The sequence below is a fragment of the Streptomyces purpurascens genome, from assembly GCF_045040895.1.
In the GTDB taxonomy this organism is placed as follows: domain Bacteria; phylum Actinomycetota; class Actinomycetes; order Streptomycetales; family Streptomycetaceae; genus Streptomyces; species Streptomyces purpurascens.
The window spans coordinates 5,247,334-5,266,246 of sequence record NZ_CP108341.1; the positions used below are offsets into that span (position 1 = coordinate 5,247,334).

General features: G+C 72.6%; 18 protein-coding genes. 14 read left to right on the forward strand and 4 right to left on the reverse strand.

The genetic code is table 11. The features are described 5' to 3' along the window. A complete protein-coding gene (locus tag OHU35_RS23930) occupies window positions 1–729 on the forward strand; it encodes a bifunctional 2-polyprenyl-6-hydroxyphenol methylase/3-demethylubiquinol 3-O-methyltransferase UbiG (protein WP_189725825.1) in 729 nt (242 codons plus the stop codon). Next, complete coding sequence (locus OHU35_RS23935) at window positions 726–1,835, forward strand: DegT/DnrJ/EryC1/StrS aminotransferase family protein (RefSeq protein ID WP_189725826.1); 1,110 nt, start codon at window positions 726–728, stop codon at window positions 1,833–1,835. The genes OHU35_RS23930 and OHU35_RS23935 overlap by 4 nt, the downstream gene beginning before the upstream one ends. A gap of 80 nt (window positions 1,836–1,915) precedes the next feature. Here the strand turns inward: OHU35_RS23935 and OHU35_RS23940 are convergent, their stop codons facing one another. From OHU35_RS23940 to OHU35_RS23955, 4 genes are all read right to left on the reverse strand, one after another. Further along, window positions 1,916–3,358: an NDP-hexose 2,3-dehydratase family protein gene (locus tag OHU35_RS23940; protein ID WP_189725827.1), complete on the reverse strand. Its 1,443-nt coding sequence runs from the start codon at window positions 3,356–3,358 to the stop codon at window positions 1,916–1,918. Continuing rightward, window positions 3,355–4,359 (reverse strand): NAD(P)-dependent oxidoreductase, encoded by a 1,005-nt coding sequence (locus OHU35_RS23945; protein ID WP_359890502.1) that lies wholly within the window; start codon window positions 4,357–4,359, stop codon window positions 3,355–3,357. Before OHU35_RS23945 ends, OHU35_RS23940 begins: the two co-directional genes overlap by 4 nt. Continuing rightward, window positions 4,326–4,952 (reverse strand): dTDP-4-dehydrorhamnose 3,5-epimerase family protein, encoded by a 627-nt coding sequence (locus OHU35_RS23950; protein ID WP_189725829.1) that lies wholly within the window; start codon window positions 4,950–4,952, stop codon window positions 4,326–4,328. The genes OHU35_RS23945 and OHU35_RS23950 overlap by 34 nt, the downstream gene beginning before the upstream one ends. Before the next feature lie 77 nt (window positions 4,953–5,029). Further along, window positions 5,030–6,322 (reverse strand): activator-dependent family glycosyltransferase, encoded by a 1,293-nt coding sequence (locus tag OHU35_RS23955; protein WP_189725830.1) that lies wholly within the window; start codon window positions 6,320–6,322, stop codon window positions 5,030–5,032. Between the two features lie 262 nt (window positions 6,323–6,584). Between OHU35_RS23955 and OHU35_RS23960 the strand changes: the two genes are divergently transcribed. The 12 genes from OHU35_RS23960 (at window position 6,585) to OHU35_RS24015 (ending at window position 18,910) form a co-directional block, all read left to right on the forward strand. Further along, on the forward strand, window positions 6,585–7,148 hold the full coding sequence (locus OHU35_RS23960; protein WP_189725831.1) for a PadR family transcriptional regulator: 564 nt from the start codon (window positions 6,585–6,587) through the stop codon (window positions 7,146–7,148). A gap of 115 nt (window positions 7,149–7,263) precedes the next feature. Continuing rightward, window positions 7,264–8,268, forward strand: coding sequence for a hypothetical protein (locus tag OHU35_RS23965; protein ID WP_405506789.1), 1,005 nt, complete (start codon window positions 7,264–7,266; stop codon window positions 8,266–8,268). A 115-nt stretch (window positions 8,269–8,383) separates the two neighbouring features. Next, window positions 8,384–8,719 carry an antibiotic biosynthesis monooxygenase gene (locus OHU35_RS23970; protein ID WP_189725833.1) on the forward strand — a complete coding sequence of 112 codons (336 nt, stop codon included), beginning with the start codon at window positions 8,384–8,386 and terminating at the stop codon, window positions 8,717–8,719. After that, complete coding sequence (locus tag OHU35_RS23975; protein WP_189725834.1) at window positions 8,716–9,984, forward strand: beta-ketoacyl synthase; 1,269 nt, start codon at window positions 8,716–8,718, stop codon at window positions 9,982–9,984. The genes OHU35_RS23970 and OHU35_RS23975 overlap by 4 nt, the downstream gene beginning before the upstream one ends. Then, window positions 9,981–11,222 carry a ketosynthase chain-length factor gene (locus OHU35_RS23980; RefSeq protein ID WP_405506791.1) on the forward strand — a complete coding sequence of 414 codons (1,242 nt, stop codon included), beginning with the start codon at window positions 9,981–9,983 and terminating at the stop codon, window positions 11,220–11,222. Before OHU35_RS23975 ends, OHU35_RS23980 begins: the two co-directional genes overlap by 4 nt. Before the next feature lie 121 nt (window positions 11,223–11,343). Beyond that, entirely contained in the window at window positions 11,344–12,378 is a 1,035-nt protein-coding gene (locus tag OHU35_RS23985; RefSeq protein WP_189725836.1) for a ketoacyl-ACP synthase III family protein, read from the forward strand. After that, a complete protein-coding gene (locus OHU35_RS23990; protein ID WP_405506793.1) occupies window positions 12,375–13,355 on the forward strand; it encodes an acyltransferase domain-containing protein in 981 nt (326 codons plus the stop codon). The genes OHU35_RS23985 and OHU35_RS23990 overlap by 4 nt, the downstream gene beginning before the upstream one ends. Before the next feature lie 100 nt (window positions 13,356–13,455). Continuing rightward, window positions 13,456–14,697, forward strand: coding sequence for a P450-derived glycosyltransferase activator (locus OHU35_RS23995; protein WP_359890488.1), 1,242 nt, complete (start codon window positions 13,456–13,458; stop codon window positions 14,695–14,697). A gap of 34 nt (window positions 14,698–14,731) precedes the next feature. Beyond that, window positions 14,732–16,012, forward strand: coding sequence for an activator-dependent family glycosyltransferase (locus OHU35_RS24000; protein WP_405506796.1), 1,281 nt, complete (start codon window positions 14,732–14,734; stop codon window positions 16,010–16,012). A gap of 22 nt (window positions 16,013–16,034) precedes the next feature. After that, a complete protein-coding gene (gene rfbB / locus OHU35_RS24005; RefSeq protein ID WP_405506798.1) occupies window positions 16,035–17,018 on the forward strand; it encodes a dTDP-glucose 4,6-dehydratase in 984 nt (327 codons plus the stop codon). 75 nt (window positions 17,019–17,093) lie between these two features. Next, window positions 17,094–18,083 carry an ATP-binding cassette domain-containing protein gene (locus OHU35_RS24010; protein WP_189725841.1) on the forward strand — a complete coding sequence of 330 codons (990 nt, stop codon included), beginning with the start codon at window positions 17,094–17,096 and terminating at the stop codon, window positions 18,081–18,083. Next, window positions 18,080–18,910, forward strand: coding sequence for an ABC transporter permease (locus tag OHU35_RS24015; RefSeq protein ID WP_189725842.1), 831 nt, complete (start codon window positions 18,080–18,082; stop codon window positions 18,908–18,910). Before OHU35_RS24010 ends, OHU35_RS24015 begins: the two co-directional genes overlap by 4 nt. The last annotated feature ends 3 nt before the right edge of the window (window positions 18,911–18,913 follow it).

The following is an 18,913-nucleotide window of genomic DNA, read 5'->3' on the forward strand; positions in this document are numbered from 1 at the left end:
ATGTACAGCACCGACCTCGCCGAGGTCTACGAGACGGTGTACCGCAGCCGGGGCAAGGACTGGGCGGCGGAGGCCGAGGACATCGCGGCCGTGGCACGCCGGCACGCCCCGGGCGCCGACACGCTGCTCGACGTGGCCTGTGGCACCGCCGCCCATCTCGGCCCCTTCAGCAAGCTCTTCGCCACGGCGGAGGGCCTGGAGATCGCGGCGCCCATGCGTGATCTGGCGCTCGAGCGGTGGCCCGGCCTGACCATCCACGAGGGCGACATGCGCGACTTCGACCTCGGCCGCCGGTACTCCGTCGTCACCTGCATGTTCTGTGCCATCGGCTATCTGGGCAGCGTCGAGGAGATGCGCTCCGCCGTGGCCTCGATGGCCCGTCACCTCGAACCGGGCGGCGCGCTGGTCATCGAACCCTGGTGGTTCCCCGAGCAGTTCAAGGAGGGGTTCGTCGCCGGGGACCTGGCCCGCGAGGGCGAGAGGACCGTCGCCCGGATCTCCCACTCCACCCTCCAGGGACGCGCGACCCGGATGGAGGTCCAGTTCCTCGTCGGCGAGCCGTCGGGCATCCGGACCTTCACCGAGATCGACGTACTGACCCTGTTCACGCGCGAGGAGTACGAGCAGGCGTTCAAGGACGCCGGATGCTCCGTCACGTACCAGCCGGGCCCGCCGACCGGCCGCGGCCTCTTCACCGGAGTCAAGGAGCGGGAGGTGTCCGGGCGATGACCACCTATGTCTGGGACTATCTGCGGGAGTACGCCGAGGAGCGCGAGGAACTCCTCGACGCCGTCGACACGGTGTTCCAGTCCGGTCAGCTCGTCCTCGGGCAGAGCGTCTCCGGCTTCGAGCAGGAGTTCGCCGCCTACCACGGGCAGCCGCACTGTGTCGGCGTCGACAACGGCACCAACGCCATAGTCCTCGGCCTCCAGGCGCTCGGCGTGAAGCCGGGCGACGACGTGCTGACGGTGTCCAACACGGCGGCCCCCACCGTCCTGGCCATCGACGCCGTGGGAGCCCGGCCGGTCTTCGTCGACGTGCGCGAGGAGGACTACCTCATGCGCACCGACCTGCTGGCGGGCGCGCTCACCGAGCGGACCACGGCGATCGTGCCGGTGCACCTGTACGGGCAGTGCGTCGACATGGCCGCGGTGACCGCCTTCGCCGAGCGCCACGGCCTGAAGGTCCTGGAGGACTGCGCCCAGGCCCACGGCGCCCGCCACCACGGCCGGCTCGCCGGGACCATGGGCGACGCCGCGGCCTTCTCCTTCTACCCGACGAAGGTCCTCGGGGCGTACGGCGACGGCGGTGCCGTGGTCACCCACGACGCCGGCACGGACGCCGAGCTGCGCCGGCTGCGCTACTACGGCATGGAGGACAGGTACTACGTTGTCCAGACTCCCGGGCACAACAGCCGCCTCGACGAGGTCCAGGCCGAGATCCTCCGCCGCAAGCTACGGCGCCTCGACACCTACGTCGAGGGCCGGCGGCGCGTGGCGCGACGCTATGCGGAGGGGCTGGGGGACACCGGCCTGGTCCTGCCCGCGAACGCGGTGGGCAATGATCACGTCCACTACGTCCACGTGGTCCGCCACCCCGAGCGGGACCGGATCATCGAGCGGCTCAAGGCGTACGACATCGAGCTGAACATCAGCTACCCCTGGCCGGTGCACACGATGTCCGGCTTCGCGCACCTCGGCTACCACGAGGGCGACCTGCCGGTGACCGAGCGGCTGGCGAAGGAGATCTTCTCGCTGCCGATGTACCCCTCGCTGCCGCAGCACGTCCAGGAGAAGGTGATCGAGGCGCTCCGCGAGGTGATCGCCGGCCTGTGACGCCGTGTCCCTGTGCGAAACGCCGTGTCCCGGTGAGGCGGACCGCCTCACCGGGACACGGCGTTTCAGGGTCCCTGCCGTCAGCCCGCGTGGTACAGGCTGTGCAGGCAGGCGATCAGGCTGCGCGCCTGGACGTTGACGTAGTGGCTGTGCCGCAGCAGGTCCGACAGCTGGTGCAGCGTCATCCAGCGGTGGTCGGGATGGTCGCGGGGCACGTCCTGGTCGGTCTCCACGATCAGGTAGCGGTTGAGCGCGTGGAAGAAGCGGCCGCCCTCCTCGGAGAGCACCGTGTCGAACCGGACGCGCTCCTCGGGAGCCCCCAGCACCTCGTCGAGGAAGGGCGGCGCGGCCTGGCCGGGCAGCTGCGCGTGGCTCTCCGCGACGCACTGCACGGTGGGGCCCAGCTCCACCACGTCCGCGAAGCCCGGCTCCACGCGCGCGTGCACGAGGACGTGCAGCACCCCCTCGAAACGCCGGACGAGGAAGGCGATGACGCCCTGTCCCACCGGTTCGATCATCGGCTGGCTCCACCGGTGGACCTCACGGCCGCCGGCGTCGACCTGTACGCCGATGACGTCGAAGAAGGCGCCCGCGTCGTGGCGGATGCGGTCGTCGGTGCGGCTCCAGTCGCGCAGGTCGCCGAGCGCGACCCGGCGGACCGCGATGTCGCTGCTGGTGCGCCGGTCGGTGATCCAGCCGAGGATCTCCGCCGCGCTGTGCACACTCACCGCCCCGGGATCGCCCGAGCGCAGCAGCGCCGACCCGAAGTCGTCCCCGTCGGGCTTCTCGGTGTCCGCACCGGTGAACGGCAGGCACGACAGCACGGTCCGGGCGTCCATGTTGACCGTGTCCCGGCGCCCCAGCAGCTCATGGATCTGGCCGAGCGTCATCCAGCGGTACCCGTCGAGAGCCTCCACCGGCTCGGGGAGCTCGACGACCACGTTGCGGTTGCGCTTGCGGTAGAACCACGACCCCTGCTCGGACTGCCGCACGTCGGCGAGCACTCCCGGACGGCTGTGGATGTCCATGAAGTGCTCCAGATACGGCACCGCGCGCCCTTGGTGGACCCGGGTGTAGTTGCTCCGGGTCGCCTGGACGGTCGGGGAGAGCTGGAGCCCCTCGGCGTTGCCGGGCTCGACCTTCGCCTGCATCAGGCAGTGCAGCACCCCGTCGATCGGGGCGGTGAGAATGCCGAGGATGCCGATCTCGGGCTGGTTGATGATCGGCTGGGTCCACCGCGCCACCGGCGCGCCCGGGTTGCTGACCTCCAGCCCGTGCACGGTGAAGAACCGGCCCGTGTGGTGGCGCAGATCGCCGGTGCCCGGGTCGGTCTCCCAGCCCTCCAGGGCGTGCAGGGGGACCCGGTCGACATGGGTGTAGGCCCGCCGGCCGTAGTCGGCGAACCAGTCCGTGAAGTCGGAGAGGTCGCCGAGGGGGCCGGTCCGCAGCCGGGCCGAATCGTCGATCCGCCGTTCGACGGGATCGCGGGTCGCCGCGGACGAGGGGGCAGGGGTGTCGCTCATGAGACCTCCAGGGAGGTGGTGTCCGCTGCCGCTTCCCACATCGCCCGGACGGACTCGCCGAGCGGGATCGTGGGCCGCCAGCCGAGCACCTGGGCGGCGAACCGGATGTCCGCGCAGGTCCAGCCGCCGCCCTTGCTGGCGACCTCGGCGGAGTTGAGCTTCACCGACGCGGCGTCCACGCCGGCCGCGTCGAACAGGGCGTCGACCAGGTCGCGCATCGGCACCGCCTCGCCGCGCCCGATGTTCACGACCAGGCCGGTCACGGGCGCGTGCACCGCGGCGACGGCCGCCCGGGCCAGGTCCCGTACGTCGACGAAGTCCCGCCGGGCGTCGGCGACGTCGAGGCCGAGCACGTCGCCGGGGCCGAGGGCGCGCAGCCGGGCCACGACGGCACCGAGGAAGCTGGCCGTCGGGGTGTGCGGTCCGCAGACGTTGACCGCGCGCAGCACGACCCCGTCCACCCGGCCCGCCCGGGTCCGGTCGAGCAGATGCTCGGAGCCGGTGCGCTTGGTCAGCCCGTACGGGGTCAGCGGGCCGGGCTCGCGCTGTTCGTCGATGCGGACTCCGTCGGGCACGGGCCCGTACTCGTGGATCGATCCCATCTGGACGATCCGCAGCCGCCGGGAGGTCGCGACGCACCCCTCGACCAGGCGTTCCACCAGGTCGATGTGGGCGCTGCGCATCTCCTCGACGGTGGTGCCCCAGCCGCCGGTGGCGTTGATGACGGTGCCGACGCCGTGCCGGTCGAGGAGCGCGGCGAGCTCCTCCGGCGCGGCGGCGGCGACATCGAGGGGGACGAAGGCGTCCGCACGGGTGTGCGGGGCCGGGTGCCGGGCCACCGCGAGCACCTGGTGCCCGGTCCGCAGCAGTTCGTCGCAGAGGCTGCGGCCGACGCATCCGGTGGAACCCAGCACGGCCACGGTCCCGGCGGCCGGCCCGCCCTGGGTGGTGGTGGACATCGCCGGGCTCAGCGCGAGGCGCCGATGCCGGAGGACTGCCACAGGGCCTCCTCGACCGCCAGGGACTCGGCGTAGTCGGGCAGCAGGCCCTGGGCCCGCGCCGAGGCGAAGGACAGCGCGGCGGCGTCCCGGTCCGACTGCACCGTGTCCAGGCCCGAGGGGAGCCGCACGTCCAGGTCCTTGTCGAAGACGTCGACGGCCAGCTCGTTCTCGGCCACGTAGGGGCCCGTGAGCAGATACGACATGACGGTGTCGTCCTCGAGCGCGACGAAGGCGTGGCCGACGCCGACCGGGAAGTACGAGGCGCGGAAGTGGACCTGGTCCATCTCGACCGCGTCCCACTGCCGGAAGGTGGGCGATCCGACCCGCAGGTCGACCACGATGTCGAGGGCCCGGCCGCGCGCGCAGTACACGTACTTCGCGGTGCCGGGCGGCGTGACGGTGAAGTGGATGCCGCGGATGGTGCCGCGCCGGGAGAGGCTGTGGTTGGTCTGCGCCACCGGGAAGTGCGGCCGCCCCAGGGCCTGCTGGAACGCGTCGAGCTGGAAGGGGGAGACGAACAGCCCGCGGTGGTCGCGGAACTGTCGGGGCGTGAACTCGTACGCCCCCTCGACCTTGAGCTTACGGATCTGCATCGCTTGGTTCACCGTCCGGGAGGTAGTCGGGTACGGCAGGGCCGGCGGCCCGGGCGTGTGCGGGTGCGTCGCGCCGGTCACCGGCGGCGGTGCTCGACGGCCAGGCGCTCCAGCGTGGGGACGACCTGCGCGGGGGCGGGGGCGGCGAGCGCCTCGCGCCGCAGGGCCTCGGCGTTGCGCTTGAAGACCGGTTCCTCGAGCAGGCGGACGAGCAGCTCGCGCAGTCCCTTCGCGCTGAGCTTGCCGGGCACGTAGAGCCCGGCCTGGCGCTCTTCCAGGTAGCGGGACTTGTTGATGGTGTCCCAGACGCCGTCGACGACGATGAGCTGGGGCACGGCGTGGATCATCGCCGTGCCGAAGCTGCCCGACCCGCCGTGGTGGATCACCGCGTCGCAGGTGGGCAGCAGCGCGTCGAGCGGGACGAAGTCCACGGCCCGGACGTTGTCCGGCAGGGTGTCGAAGTCCGTCAGCTGCTTCTCGTTGAGCGTGGCGACGACCTCGACGTCCTCCAGCCCCGCGACGGCCTCCAGCAGGTCCCCGATGGAGGCCCGGTCGGCGCCGAGCACCTCGCGGTGCGCCACACCCAGGGTGATGCACACCCGGCGGCCCTTGCGCGGCGGCTCCTGGAGCCACTGCGGCACCGTGGACTGCCCGTTGTACGGCACGTACCGCATCGGCACGTAGTGCAGGTCCACCGGCAGGCGCATGGACGCCGGCAGTGGGCAGACGGTGAAGTCGCCCGTCACCGCGGCCTCCTCGAAGGAGGCGCCGTGCCGCTCCAGGCTCCAGGTGAGCCACTCGCGCAGCGGGTCGTCCCGCAGCTCCGGCGGGCGCGCGGCCAGCTGCCCGAGGAAGGTCTCGCGCATCAGGCCAGCCAGGTCGAGCCCGAACAGCAGCCGGCCGTGCGCCGTCCCGGTGGCCATGGCGGCGATCGCGCCGGCGAAGGTCATGGTGTCCCACAGGACCAGGTCCGGCTTCCAGGAGCGGCAGTGCTCCACCAGCTCGTCGACCATCTGGTCCGAGCAGCAGTTCTGGAAGACGACCGAGGTCATGGCCGTGAACACACCGAGCGTGTAGTCCGGCGTGAGCCGCTCCGGCCGGGTCTCGCTCATGTCGAGACCGACCTGCGCCTGGCTCTCCAGCTGGTCGACGTCCTGGCCGATGTTCTCCTGGGTCTCCTGCATCTGCTCGTCGAGATGCAGTTCCTCCCCGACACCGACGGCGGTCAGCCCCGTCTTGGTGATCTCGTCGGCGAGATCGGGGTGACTGGCGATCCTGACGTCGTGGCCCGCTGCCTTCAGGGCCCAGGCGAGTGTCACCTGGGCGTGCATGTGCGACTTGGCGGCGAAGGTGGTGAAGAGTACCCGCATCCCAACCCCTGTTCCGGCGAACGACCCGTATGCGATGGGCCTCCACACTCGGGCCGTGACCTCGTGCGGGAGTCGAGAGTCGTTGCAGCGGCGCTCGATCCGGGGCGTATCGCGCGCTCCGCCCCTCCCGCGCTCGCGGAGAACAGCAGGTCATGTACTACCGTGGGATCAGCCGGCGGGGCCCGGCCACAGTGACAGGACCCCTTGAGGGCGGAGCACCGGTTGCCGGTCCGTGCCGTGAGGGAGATTCAGCAGGGAGACGATGTCTGCCACGAGATTGCTCGTCCTGGGCGTCGTGCGCATGCACGGCCGGGCGCACGGCTATCTGGTCCGTTCCGAGCTGCTGTCCTGGGGTGCCGACGAATGGGCGCACATCAAGTTCGGCTCGATCTACCACGCGCTCCGGCAGCTGGCCAAGGACGGGCTGCTGAAGTCGACCGACATCCCGGACTGGCCGGGCCGGGTCGACTACGAGATCGCGCCCCCGGGCGACGAGGAGTTCTTCCGGCTGCTGCGTGACGCGCTGCGCCAGGGGAACAACCGGCCCGACATGCTGGGCGCGGCGCTCGTCCTGCTGCCCGCGCTCAGCCGCAAGGAGGCGATCGCTCTGCTGCGCGAGCGCATCGCGTCGCTCTCGGCCGAACAGTCGGAGCTGATCGCCAAGGTCGACGAGACGGCCGGCGAGCGGCCGCAGCGGGCCCACATCCGTGAGCTCCTCGGCCTCTGGGAGCACGGCGCCGCCAGTCAGGCCGCCTGGACCGAGGCGCTGATCGAGCGCCTGGAGGCGGGTGCCTACGTCATGGCGGGGGAGGAGAAGGGCGCCTGACGGGGAGCCCTTCCGGCCGTTGATCGGGATCGGGTGGAGGACGGCACGCCTCCCGTGATACTCAACTTTGTATACCCATGACGCCGGTCCCGAGAGGACGATCGCTGTGCCGATCATGCTGACCTCGGAAGACGTGGACGACGCCTTCGACGACGAGGCCTTCATGGAGGAGCGGTTCTCCGACGTCCAGCGACTGCTCCTCGGCCACGGTCCGGCGCTCGGCCCCGAGACCCTGGTCCTGCTCCCCGCCACGCACTGCCGGCTGACCGTGGGACCGCACGCTTCCGGCCCCTTCGGCCGCTGCTTCGCCGTCCGTCTCGAACCCGGCGCGGACCTGTCCGCCACGTGCGTGGAACTGCTGCTCGCCGACGACGGGTCCCTCCTCGGCCTCGTGGACGCCGGCGCCCTCGACGGCTGGCGCGGCGCCATCCCCGCCGGACTCGCCGCGCGGTACCTCGCCCCGCCGGCCCCCTCCGCGCTCGGCCTCTTCGGCACCGGAGAGGCGGCCTGGTCCTGCCTTCTGGTCCTGCACCACGCCCTGCCCTCCCTCTCCGAGGTGCGTGTCGTCGGCCGGGAGCCGGACCGGGCCCGGGACTTCGCCACCGCCGCCGCCCTGCGCACCGGCCTGAGGGTGCGCGTGTCCGAGGACGCCCGTACCACCGCCGCGGGCGCCGACGTCGTCGCCACCACCGGAGGCCACCCGCCCGTCCGCGCCGAATGGCTCGCGGCCGGAGCGCTCCTGATCGACCAGACCGCGACAGTCGTGACGGCCGCGCCGGGTGACCCCCGCGATCCGGTGATCGGCGTTCGCCCCTTCGGCGGCGACACCGGCCCGACCGCCCGGCCGCCCGGGGCCGCGCCGCCCGCCTCGGCCCCCGCCGTCCGGCACGTCGGCATCGCTCCCCCCGGCGGCCGCTCCGCGGGCACCCCGCAGGAGCCGCTCGCGCTCGCCGAGATCGTCGCGGGCCGGGCCCTGCCCCGGCGCAGCGGCTCCGACATCGTCCGCTACCAGGGCGGTGAGCTGGCCGGCTGGAGTGTCATCGCCGCCGTCGCCGGACTCGGCCACGCCTGGCGGCGGGACGTCGGCACCCCCGTGCGGCTGGGGCGCCGGGGCCCCTGACCGGGGGCGGGATCCAGCCGTCTACTAGGCCGCCGCGAGGAACGCGCCGGAGGGTTTCAGTCTGACCTCGGCGTACGCGTCGCCGGACGCCCGGACGATGAGGAGCACCGATCCCATGTCAGCCGATCAGCCCGGCCCCGCCACCGGCGGCCCGGCCACCTTCGTGAACAGCTTCACGCTTCGCACCTCCCCGGAGGAGTTCGAGGACGTCTTCGCCCGCACGGCACGCTTCATGGAGCGCCAGCCCGGATTCCTCGGCTACACCCTCGTACGCCACCTGGAGAAGCCGCACAGCTACGTCAACATCGCCCGCTGGTCCGATGTCGCCGCCTTCCGTGCCGCCGTCGGCCAGGCCGACTTCCGGCCGCACGCCGAGGCGCTGCGGGCCATCAGCACCAGCAGCTCCAACCTCTACCTGGAGCGGCACAGCGCGATCGGGGAGGCACGATGACCCGGCGGGTCGTGATCACCGGCATCGGCGTGGTGGCCCCCGGCGGCATCGGCACCAAGCAGTTCTGGCAGACCATCACCGGCGGCCGCACCGCCACCCGGACCATCAGCCTCTTCGACCCCGCCCCCTTCCGCTCCCGGATCGCCGCCGAGTGCGACTTCGACGCCGCGGAGCAGGGGCTGAGCGCCGAGGACGCCGAACGGCTCGACAGGGCGGCGCAGTTCGCCCTGGTCGCGCTGCGCGAGGCCGTCACCGACAGCGGCCTGGAGCCCGACCCGGAGACCGCCCACCGCACCGGCGTCAGCCTCGGCAGCGCGGTCGGCTGCACCCAGAAACTCGAACAGGAGTATCTGGCCCTGAGCGGCGGCGGACAGGAGTGGCTGGTCGACCACACCGCCGCGAGCGCCCAGCTCTACGACCACTTCGTGCCGAGCTCCATGGCGGCCGAGCTCGCCTGGGAGGCCGGCGCCGAAGGCCCCTGCACCGTCGTCTCGGCCGGCTGCACCTCCGGCCTCGACTCGGTCGGGCACGCGGTGGCCCTCATCCGCGAGGGCCTGGCCGACGTGATGATCGCCGGGGCCACCGACGCCCCCATCTCCCCGATCACCGTGGCCTGCTTCGACGCCATCCGGGCCACCTCGCCCCGCAACGACGACCCGGCGACCGCGCTGCGCCCCTTCGACCGCACCCGCAACGGCTTCGTCCTCGGCGAGGGCGCCGCCGTCCTGGTCCTCGAGGAACTCACCGCGGCCCGGGCCCGGGGCGCCCATGTGTACGCCGAGATCGCCGGCTACGCCTCGCGCGGCAACGCGTACCACATGACCGGACTGCGCACCGACGGACGCGAACTGGCCGCCGCCGTCGACGCCGCCCTCGACGAGGCCCGCCTCGGCCCCGACGCGCTCGGCTACGTCAACGCCCACGGCACCGCCACCAAGCAGAACGACGTGCACGAGACCGCCGCCCTCAAGCGCAGCCTCGGGGCAGCGGCCCACCGGGTCCCGGTCAGCTCCATCAAGTCGATGATCGGGCACTCGCTGGGCGCGATCGGCTCCATCGAGGTCGCCGCCACCGCGCTGGCCCTCGAACACGGCGTCATCCCGCCCACCGCGAACCTGACCGACCCCGACCCCGAACTCGACCTGGACTACGTCCCCCTGCACGCCAGGGAGCGCGACATGTCGGCCGCGCTCACCGTGGGCAGCGGCTTCGGCGGCTTCCAGAGCGCCATGGTGCTGCGCCGGCCCGAGGGGCGTGCCGCATGACCCCGGTCGTGGTCACGGGCATCGGGGTCGTCGCCCCCACCGGCATCGGACTCGACGCGTACTGGGCGGCGACGCTGCGCGGCGAGGACGGCATCCGGCGCGTCCAGGCGTTCGACCCCACCCGCTATCCCACGCGGCGGGCGGGCGAGGTGACCGGGTTCGAGGCGGGCGACCACCTGCCCAGCCGGCTGATCCCGCAGACCGACCGCATGACCCAGTTCGCCCTGGCCGCTGCCGACTGGGCCGTCGCCGACGCCGGCATCGACCTCGACTCCGTGCCGTCGCTGGCACGCGGCGTCGTCACTGCCGGCTCCTCCGGCGGCTTCGGCTTCGGCCAGCGCGAACTGCAGCACCTGTGGGGCGAGTCCCCCAAGAAGGTCAGCGCCTACATGTCCTTCGCCTGGTTCTACGCCGTCAACACCGGCCAGATCTCCATCCGGCACGGCATGAACGGGCCGACCGGCGTCTTCGTCGGCGAGCAGGCCGGGGGCCTGGACGCCCTCGCCCACGCCGGACGCCAGATCCGCTCCGGTGCACAGCTGATGATCTCCGGCGGCATGGACTGCTCCCTGTGCCCGTACGGCATGGCCGCCCAGCTGGCCGGCGGACGGCTCACCGCCGACGCCTACCTGCCCTTCGACGACCGGGCCTCCGGTCATCTGCCCGGCGAGGGCGGCGCGCTGCTCACCCTGGAGAGCGCCGAAGGGGCCCGTGCCCGGGGGCGTCACCCCTACGGCGAGATCGCCGGATTCGGCGCCACCTTCGACCCGCGCCCCGGGTCGGGGCGGCCCCCGACCCTGCGCCGGGCCGTCGAGCAGGCGCTCGCCGACGCCGGAGCCGATCCGGAGGACATCGCCGTCGTCTTCGCCGACGGCGCGGGCGTGCCCGAACTCGACGCGGCCGAGGCCGAGGCGCTGACCGCGGTCTTCGGCGCGGGCGGAGTCCCGGTCACCGTGCCGAAGACGGCCACCGGCCGGCTCTACTCCGGCGCCGGTCCGCTCGACGTGGTGACCGCCCTGCTGACCCTGCGCGACGGGCTCGCCCCGCCCACGGTCAACGTCACCCGGGTTCCCGACGCCTACGGCCTCGACCTCGTCGTCGGCGGACCCCGGCCGGTCTCCGGCAGCGCGGCACTGGTCCTCGCCCGTGGCCACCACGGCTTCAACAGCGCCATGGTCGTACGGGCCCCCGCGCCCGCCGAAGCGATCGCGGGGTCCGGGCGGAAGGTGGCGGCGTGAACGGCGGCGAGTTGTACATCCGGGTGACGGGGGCGTGGCTGTCGTCCGTCGAGTGGGTCGCGGAGGGTCGCTCCATGTCCGCCGATGCCCTCGCGTGCCCGTCCGGGGAGAGGGGGGCGGTGTGAACGGCGGCGAGTTGTACATCCGGGCGACCGGGACCTGGCTGCCCCCAGTCGAACGGGTCGCGGACGCGGTCGCCGACGGGCGGTGCGATGCCGCCGTCGCCCGCTCCACCCGGATGGAGTCGGTGACGGTCTCCGCGGGGGAGCCGGCACCCGAGATGGCGGCCCGGGCCGCCCGGACCGCGCTGGAGCGGGCCGCGGCCGAACCGGGCGACATCGACCTGGTGCTGCACGCCAGCTTCTACTACCAGGGCTTCGACCTGTGGGCCCCCGCCTCCTACGTCCAGCGGACCGCCGTCGGCAACCAGTGCCCCGCGCTGGAGGTCCGGCAGGTCTCCAACGGCGGCATGGCGGCACTCGACCTGGCCTGGGCCTACCTGGCCGCGGACCCGGCCCGGGTCGCTGCCCTGGTGACCACCGGCGACCGGTTCTGCCCGCCGGGCTTCGACCGGTGGCGCAGCGACCCCGGAACCGTCTACGGCGACGGCGGCACCGCCCTCGTGGTCTCGCGGCACTCCGGCTTCGCCCGGGTCCGCAGCGTCGCGACCGTCTCCGCACCCGACCTGGAGGGCATGCACCGCGGCGACGACCCGTTCGGCCCCGCCCCCTTCAGCCACCGTGACGTCGTCGATCTGGAGGCGCACAAGCGGGACTTCCTGGCCCGCCACGGCGTGGCCCCGACCGTCGCCCGGGTCGCCGCCGCGCAGGAGTCCGTCGTCAAGCAGGCGCTCGCCGACGCCGGGCTCGGCCTCGCGGACATCGACCGGTTCGTGCTGCCGCACCTCGGCCACCGCAGGCTCCATGTCGCCTACTTCGCCAAGTTCGGCATCGACCCCGCGCGCAGCACCTGGTCCTGGAGCCGGACGATCGGGCACCTGGGCGCCGGAGACCCCTTCGCCGGACTCGACCACCTGGTCAGCGGCGGGGCGCTCGGGCCCGGTGACACGTGCCTGCTCTTCGGCGTCGGCGCCGGCTTCAGCTGGTCCTGCGCCGTGGTCGAGATCCTTAACACGCCTTCCTGGAGGGACCGATGAACGGCACCGCTCGCCCGGTCGCCCTGCTGCTGCCCGGCCAGGGCTCGCAGCACCTGCGCATGGCCGCGGGACTCCTGGACGCCGAGCCCGTCTTCGCCGAGGCGATGGACGAGGCCCTGACCGCGCTGACGGACCTCGGCGGCCACAGCACCGGACTGCGCGAGGACTGGCTGGGAACGGATGACACCGCGGTGATGGACCACGTCACCCGCTCCCAGCCGCTGCTGTTCGCGGTCGACTACGCCCTCGGGCGGCTCGTCCTCGACTGGGGCGTACGGCCCGTCGCCCTGCTCGGGCACAGCATCGGCGAGGTGGCGGCCGCGGTCCTCTCCGGCGTCTTCACGCTGCGGGACGCCGCCGCCCTGGTGCACGACCGCGTCGGACGGCTGGCCCAGGCGCCGCCCGGCGGGATGGTCGCCGTCGCGGCCGGCCAGGACGAGGTGGCGCCCTTCCTCACCGACGGCGTGGTCGTCGGCGCCGTCAACGCCCTGCGCCAGACGGTCCTCGCCGGCCTCGACGACCCGCTGCGCACCGTCACGGCGGCACTCGCCGACGCCGGGTTCGTGCTCCAGCGCGTGCCGGCCTCCACGGCGTTCCACAGTCCTTCCCTGGCCCCGGCCATGCGCGGAGCCGGCGAGCGGATCGCCGCCCTCCCCGTCGGCGAGCCCCGCATCCCGGTCATGTCCGGGTACACGGCCCGGTTCCTGACCCCCGCGGAGACCAAGGACCCGGCCTTCTGGTCCCGTCACCCGGTCGCGCCGGTGCTCTTCTGGCCCGCCCTCGACGCGCTCCTCGCCGATGGAGACCTGGTGCTCGTCGAGGCCGGTCCGGGCCAGGGACTGTCCCAGCTGGCCCGCCGTCACCCGGCCGTGCGCTCCGGCCGCTCGGCCGTCGTCCCCCTGCTGCCGGCCAGGCCCGGCACGGCCGACCAGGACGTGGCCGCCGTACACGCCGCAGCCGGGGCTCTGGGCGTGTAGCGCGTGTCGAGTGCCTTTGTAGGCACGCGGCCTAGCGTCGCCGGTGGCGCTTCGCCCCTGCTTCTTCCCTCTTCACCCTTCTTCTTTCGAGGACGGTGTCATGCTGACCGATCAGACCAACAGCGAGTTGGGCCGGCATCTGCTGACCATCCGAGGCGTGCAGTTCATCTTCGGCGCCCAGGGCGATCCCTTCGCCATGATCCTGCGCGCCGGTGACGACGACCCGCTCGACCACGGGGCACGCGCCCGCGAACAGGGCCTGCACGAGAGCAGCGTCGGGGCGTGGGTGACCGCGAGCCGCGAGCTCGGCGCCCGCATCCTCGGCGACCCGCGGTTCTCCCCGCGCCACGCCGAGGAGGGGCCGCAGTCCCACCCGGGCGTCGACGTCTGGGAAAACCCCCTGCTGTGCCATGTCGTCCCGCTCGACGACGCCCGCCTCAACCTCGACCCGGCCGCGTACCGCGCGCTCGCCGAGGCCGCCGCGCCGCTGCTGTCGGCCGAGGCGCTCGCGGCGCGGGCGCCGGAGATCGAGGCGGCCTACCGCGAGACGCTCGCCGCGACGGGCGAACGGTTCGACCTGTACCGGGACTTCGCCGTCCCGGCCGCCCTGCGGGTGGTGGCCGATGTGCTGGGCCTGCCCGCCGAGACCCGCGAGCGCCTGCCCGAACTGCACGCGGGCCTCGCCACCGCTCTGGACGCCGGCCACTGCCCGCAGCAGCTGGGGACCGCCCGGGCGCTGCTCACGGCGGTGTCGGGCCTGTCCGCGGAGCTGACCGGCCTGGTGGAGGCCGGCCGTGCCACCGGGCTCGCCGGGGTGTCGCCGCAGGACGCGGTCGCGATCGGCGCGCTCGCCGTCGTGGTGGGCGTCGAGGTCACGGCGACCGCCGTGTGCAACGCCGTCGAGGTCCTGCTGGCGCACCCGGAGGAGTGGCAGCGGATCGGGCAGGACCCCGCGGCGGCCCCGGGCGCGGTCCGGGAGGCCCTGCGGCTGGCTCCGCCGCTGCGGTTCGAGAGCCGTATCGCCCGCGAGCAGGTCGAGTTCGACGGCAAGACGATCGAGGAGGGCCGCCGCGTGGTGGTGCTCGTCGACGCGGCCAACCGGGACCCGGAGGCCTTCGCCGACCCGGACGCCTTCACGCCCGGCCGCGGTGACGGCGACCGGTCGCTCACCCTCCTCGGCGGCCCCGCCGCGCCGGTCACCGACGCGCTGGTCCGCGTCCAGACCGAGGCCGCGGTCCGCGCCCTGGCCGCACTCCGGCCCGCCCTGCGCACGAACGCCGAGGTACTGCGCCGCATGCGCTCGGCGGTGCTGCACGGCGTTCTGCGCTTCCCGGTCGCATGACCGGGCCGGCCCGTACCAGGGGAGGAGCACCGCGGTGCGTGTACTGCTGACAGCCTTCGCACAGGACGCCCATCTCAACGGCGTCGTCCCGCTCGCCTGGGCGCTGCGGACCGCCGGGCACGAGGTCCGGGTGGCCGGCCAGCCGGCCGCGGTCGAGAGCATCACCCGGGCCGGTCTGACGGCCGTGCCGGTGGGCGAGAACCACCGGATGGACGCCGTCATCCCCACCGTCGGTCCCGGGATGCTCATGCACCACATGGACCGCGACTATCTGGAGAACCGTCCCGAGCGGCTGAGCCTCGACTACCTCCGGGCGTCGAACGCGATGCTGACGGCGACCTTCTACGCCCAGATCAACAACGACTCGATGATCGACGAGCTCGTCGACTACGCCCGCTTCTGGCAGCCGGACCTGGTGCTCTGGGAGCCCTTCACCTTCGCCGGGGCCGTCGCCGCCAAGGCGACCGGGGCCGCCCACGCCCGGCTGCTGGCCTTCCCCGACCTCTTCGCCAACACCCATCTGACGCTGCGCCGGCGGCAGGCGGACCTGCCCGCGGAACTGCGCGACGACCCGCTGGAGGAGTGGCTGGCGTACACCCTGGACCGGCACGGGGCCGCCTTCGACGCCGACGTGGTCACGGGACAGTGGTCGGTCGACCAGATGCCCCCCGGGGTGCGGATGGAGCTGGGGCTGCCGACGGTGCCCACGCGCTACGTGCCGTACAACGGGCCCGGCCCGGCCGTCGTACCGGACTGGCTGCGCCGCCCGCCGGAGCGCCGCCGGGTCTGCCTCACCCTCGGGCTCACCATCCGGGACACGGAGTTCCCCAACGCCGTCGACGTGAACGACGTCTTCGCCTCGCTGGCCGACCTGGACGTCGAGGTGGTGGCGACCCTCGGCGAGAAGGAACTCGCCCAGGTGTCGCGGGTGCCGGACAACACGCGGGTGGTCGACCACGTGGCGCTGCTGGGCCTGCTGCCCACCTGCTCGGCGGTCGTGCACCACGGCGGCGCGGGCACCTGGGCGACCGCCGCCGCCTACGGGGTGCCGCAGGTGGCGCTCGGCTGGATGTGGGACGCGATCTACCGGGCTCAGCGGGTGGAGGAGCTGGGCGCGGGGCTGCATCTGCACTCCGAGGGCCTGACCGTCGACATCCTGCGCGACAAGCTCGTCCGGGTGCTCGACGACCCGGCGTTCACGGAGGGGGCACGGCGGCTGCGCCTGGCCATGCTGTCGGCGCCGAGCCCCAACGAAGTGGTGCCGACGCTGGAGAAGCTGACCGCACGTCACCGGTCGCCGGTCGCGGCTCGCTGACGGGACGAAGGACGGGAGAAGCGTGAACATCCTGGTGACCGGTGCGGCCGGGTTCATCGGCTCGCACTTCGTCAGAACACTGCTGAGCGGCGGTTACCCGGGGCACGAGGACGACCGGGTGACCGTCGTGGACAAGCTCACCTACGCGGGGACGCTGAACAACCTGCCCTCGCACCATCCGCGGCTGACCTTCGTGCACGGCGACATCTGCGACACCCCGCTGCTGGACAAGGTCTTCCCGGGTCACGAGGCGGTGGTGCACTTCGCCGCGGAGTCGCACGTGGACCGTTCGGTGGCGGGCGCCGAGGCCTTCGTCCGCACGAACGTGCTCGGCACGCAGGCCCTGCTCGAAGCGGCGCTGCGGCACGGGACGGGCGTCTTCGTCCAGGTCTCCACGGACGAGACGTACGGCTCCATCGCCGAGGGACGCTGGACGGAGGACGAGCCGCTGCTGCCCAACTCCCCGTACGCGGCGTCCAAGGCGTCGGCCGATCTGATCGCCCGTTCGTACTGGCGCACCCACGGCCTCGACGTGCGCGTCACCCGGTGCGCCAACAACTACGGCCCCGGCCAGCACCCCGAGAAGCTGGTCCCGCTGTTCGTCACCCGGCTCCTCGACGGGCAGCCGGTCCCGCTGTACGGGGACGGCTCGAACCTGCGGGAGTGGCTGCACGTCGACGACCACTGCCGGGCCGTGCGGCTGGTGCTGGACGAGGGCCGGCCGGGGGAGATCTACAACATCGGCGGCGGCACCCATCTGACCAACAAGGAGATGACCGGCCGTCTCCTGAAGCTCTGCGGGCGCGACTGGGACCTGGTCCAGCGGGTGGCCGACCGCAAGGGGCACGACTTCCGCTACGCGGTGGACGACTCCAAGATCCGCCGCGAACTCGGCTACGCGCCGCGGTGGTCGCTGGAGGACGGACTGCGCGAGACGGTCGAGTGGTACGCCGCCCACCGTGACCACTGGGACGTCCGGGAGGAGGGCGCCGACGGGGGGTACTAAAACTTGAATATCCGGGTCGCCCTCCTCTATGCTCGCCGGGTACCCAAATTTGAGCACCCGAAAGAAGGGGCGGGCATGGGCGGCGCCGATTTGGCGATCCAGACCGAAGCTCTGAAGAAGAAGTACGGCGACAAGGAGGCCCTCGCGGGACTCGACCTGGAGGTACCCCGAGGCGTCGTATACGGCCTTCTCGGCCCGAACGGCGCCGGAAAGACCACCGCGGTCCGCATCCTCTCCACCCTGCTGAAGTACGACGAGGGCATCGCCCGGGTCGCCGGCTACGACGTCGCCACCCAGTCGGCGCAGGTCCGCTACAGCATCGGACTCCTCGGACAGCACGCCGCGGTGGACGAGGACCTGAGCGGCCGTCAGAACCTCGTGATGTTCGGGCGCTTATACCACATCGGCAAGCGCAACGCGCAGAGCCGGGCCGACGAACTGCTGGAGCGCTTCGGCCTGACCGAGGCCGCCGGAAAGCCGGCCAAGCAGTACTCAGGCGGTATGCGACGGCGGCTCGACCTCGCCGCCAGTCTCATCCTGGCCCCCTCCGTGCTGTTCCTCGACGAGCCCACCACCGGGCTCGACCCGCGGGGTCGCAACGACGTCTGGGAGTCCGTCCGCGGCCTGGTCTCCGAGGGCCGCACGGTCATGCTGACCACCCAGTACCTCGAAGAGGCCGACCAGCTGGCCGACAAGATCGCCCTCATCGACAACGGCAGGGTCGTCGAGTCCGGCACCCCGGACCAGCTCAAGAACAAGATCGGCGGAGACCGGATCGACGTCGTGCTCCGCCGCTCCCACGACCTCGAACGGGCCGGCCGCATGATCGGCGCCCTGCTGCGGGCCGAGCCCGAGACGGACACCGACAACCGGCGCGTCAGCGTCGTCGTCGACAACCGGGTCGCCGCCCTCACCGCGGTCACCCGGGAGCTCGACGACGCCGGCATCGAGGCCGAGGACATCGCCCTGCGCAGGCCCACACTCGACGAGGTGTTCCTGAACCTGACCGGCAACGGATCGGCCACGTCCGCCGAGCAGAGCCTCAAGGAGGTCGCCCAGTCATGACCGCGATCATCGCGCCCGAACTGCCCAGGAACCCGCTGGCCAAACTGGGCTGGGTCCTCGCGGACTCCTGGACGCTCACGCTCCGCGGACTGTCCCACTGGGCCCGCAACCCCACCCAGATCCTCGCCGGCCTCGCCTTCCCGATCCTCATGGTGCTGCTCTTCGGCGGCATCTTCGGCAGCGGGATGCAGGTCGAGGGCGGCGGGGACTACATGGACTTCCTGATGCCCGGCATGTTCGTCATGTCGATGGCCTTCGGCATCGGCGAGACCATGGCCGGCGTCACCGCCGACGCCTCCAAGGGTGTCACCGACCGGTTCCGCTCCATGCCCATGTCGGCCGCCTCGGTCGTCATCGGGCAGAGCATCGTCAACATGCTCTACAGCACCGTCGTCCTGATGATCCTCATGGGCTGCGGCGTCATCGCCGGGTGGAGCTGGAGCGACGGGTTCATGCAGGCGCTCGGCGCCTTCGCGCTCCTGCTTCTCCTCCGCTTCGCCCTTCTCTGGGTCGGCATCTACCTCGGCCTGATCATCAAGACCCCGGAGGCGGCCTCCGCCGTCTACACCCTGCTGTTCCCGCTGGGCATCGTCGCCAACACCTTCGCCTCCCCGGAGATGATGCCGGGCTGGCTGGCGACCATCGCCGAGTGGAACCCCCTGTCGTCCACCGCCCACGCCACCCGTGAGCTGTTCGGCAACCCCGGGGTCGGCGGCACCTCGTGGATCGCCGAACACGCGATGCTCATGTCCTTCGTCTGGCCGCTCGCGATCTTCGCGGTCTTCTTCCCGCTGGCCGTCCGCAAGTACCGGTCCCTGAGCCGGTAGGAA

Bases quoted from the DNA above. Each gene is read 5' to 3' on its own strand.
- OHU35_RS23930 (WP_189725825.1), top strand. From the start codon at position 1: ATGTACAGCACCGACCTCGCCGAGGTCTACGAGACGGTGTACCGCAGC.
- OHU35_RS24015 (WP_189725842.1), top strand. From the start codon at position 18,080: ATGACCGCGATCATCGCGCCCGAACTGCCCAGGAACCCGCTGGCCAAA.
- OHU35_RS23975 (WP_189725834.1), top strand. From the start codon at position 8,716: ATGACCCGGCGGGTCGTGATCACCGGCATCGGCGTGGTGGCCCCCGGC.
- OHU35_RS24010 (WP_189725841.1), top strand. From the start codon at position 17,094: ATGGGCGGCGCCGATTTGGCGATCCAGACCGAAGCTCTGAAGAAGAAG.
- OHU35_RS23970 (WP_189725833.1), top strand. From the start codon at position 8,384: ATGTCAGCCGATCAGCCCGGCCCCGCCACCGGCGGCCCGGCCACCTTC.
- OHU35_RS23950 (WP_189725829.1), bottom strand. From the start codon at position 4,952: ATGCAGATCCGTAAGCTCAAGGTCGAGGGGGCGTACGAGTTCACGCCC.
- OHU35_RS23995 (WP_359890488.1), top strand. From the start codon at position 13,456: ATGCTGACCGATCAGACCAACAGCGAGTTGGGCCGGCATCTGCTGACC.
- OHU35_RS23965 (WP_405506789.1), top strand. From the start codon at position 7,264: ATGCTGACCTCGGAAGACGTGGACGACGCCTTCGACGACGAGGCCTTC.
- OHU35_RS23960 (WP_189725831.1), top strand. From the start codon at position 6,585: ATGTCTGCCACGAGATTGCTCGTCCTGGGCGTCGTGCGCATGCACGGC.
- OHU35_RS23935 (WP_189725826.1), top strand. From the start codon at position 726: ATGACCACCTATGTCTGGGACTATCTGCGGGAGTACGCCGAGGAGCGC.
- OHU35_RS23990 (WP_405506793.1), top strand. From the start codon at position 12,375: ATGAACGGCACCGCTCGCCCGGTCGCCCTGCTGCTGCCCGGCCAGGGC.
- OHU35_RS23955 (WP_189725830.1), bottom strand. From the start codon at position 6,322: ATGCGGGTACTCTTCACCACCTTCGCCGCCAAGTCGCACATGCACGCC.
- OHU35_RS23980 (WP_405506791.1), top strand. From the start codon at position 9,981: ATGACCCCGGTCGTGGTCACGGGCATCGGGGTCGTCGCCCCCACCGGC.
- OHU35_RS23940 (WP_189725827.1), bottom strand. From the start codon at position 3,358: ATGAGCGACACCCCTGCCCCCTCGTCCGCGGCGACCCGCGATCCCGTC.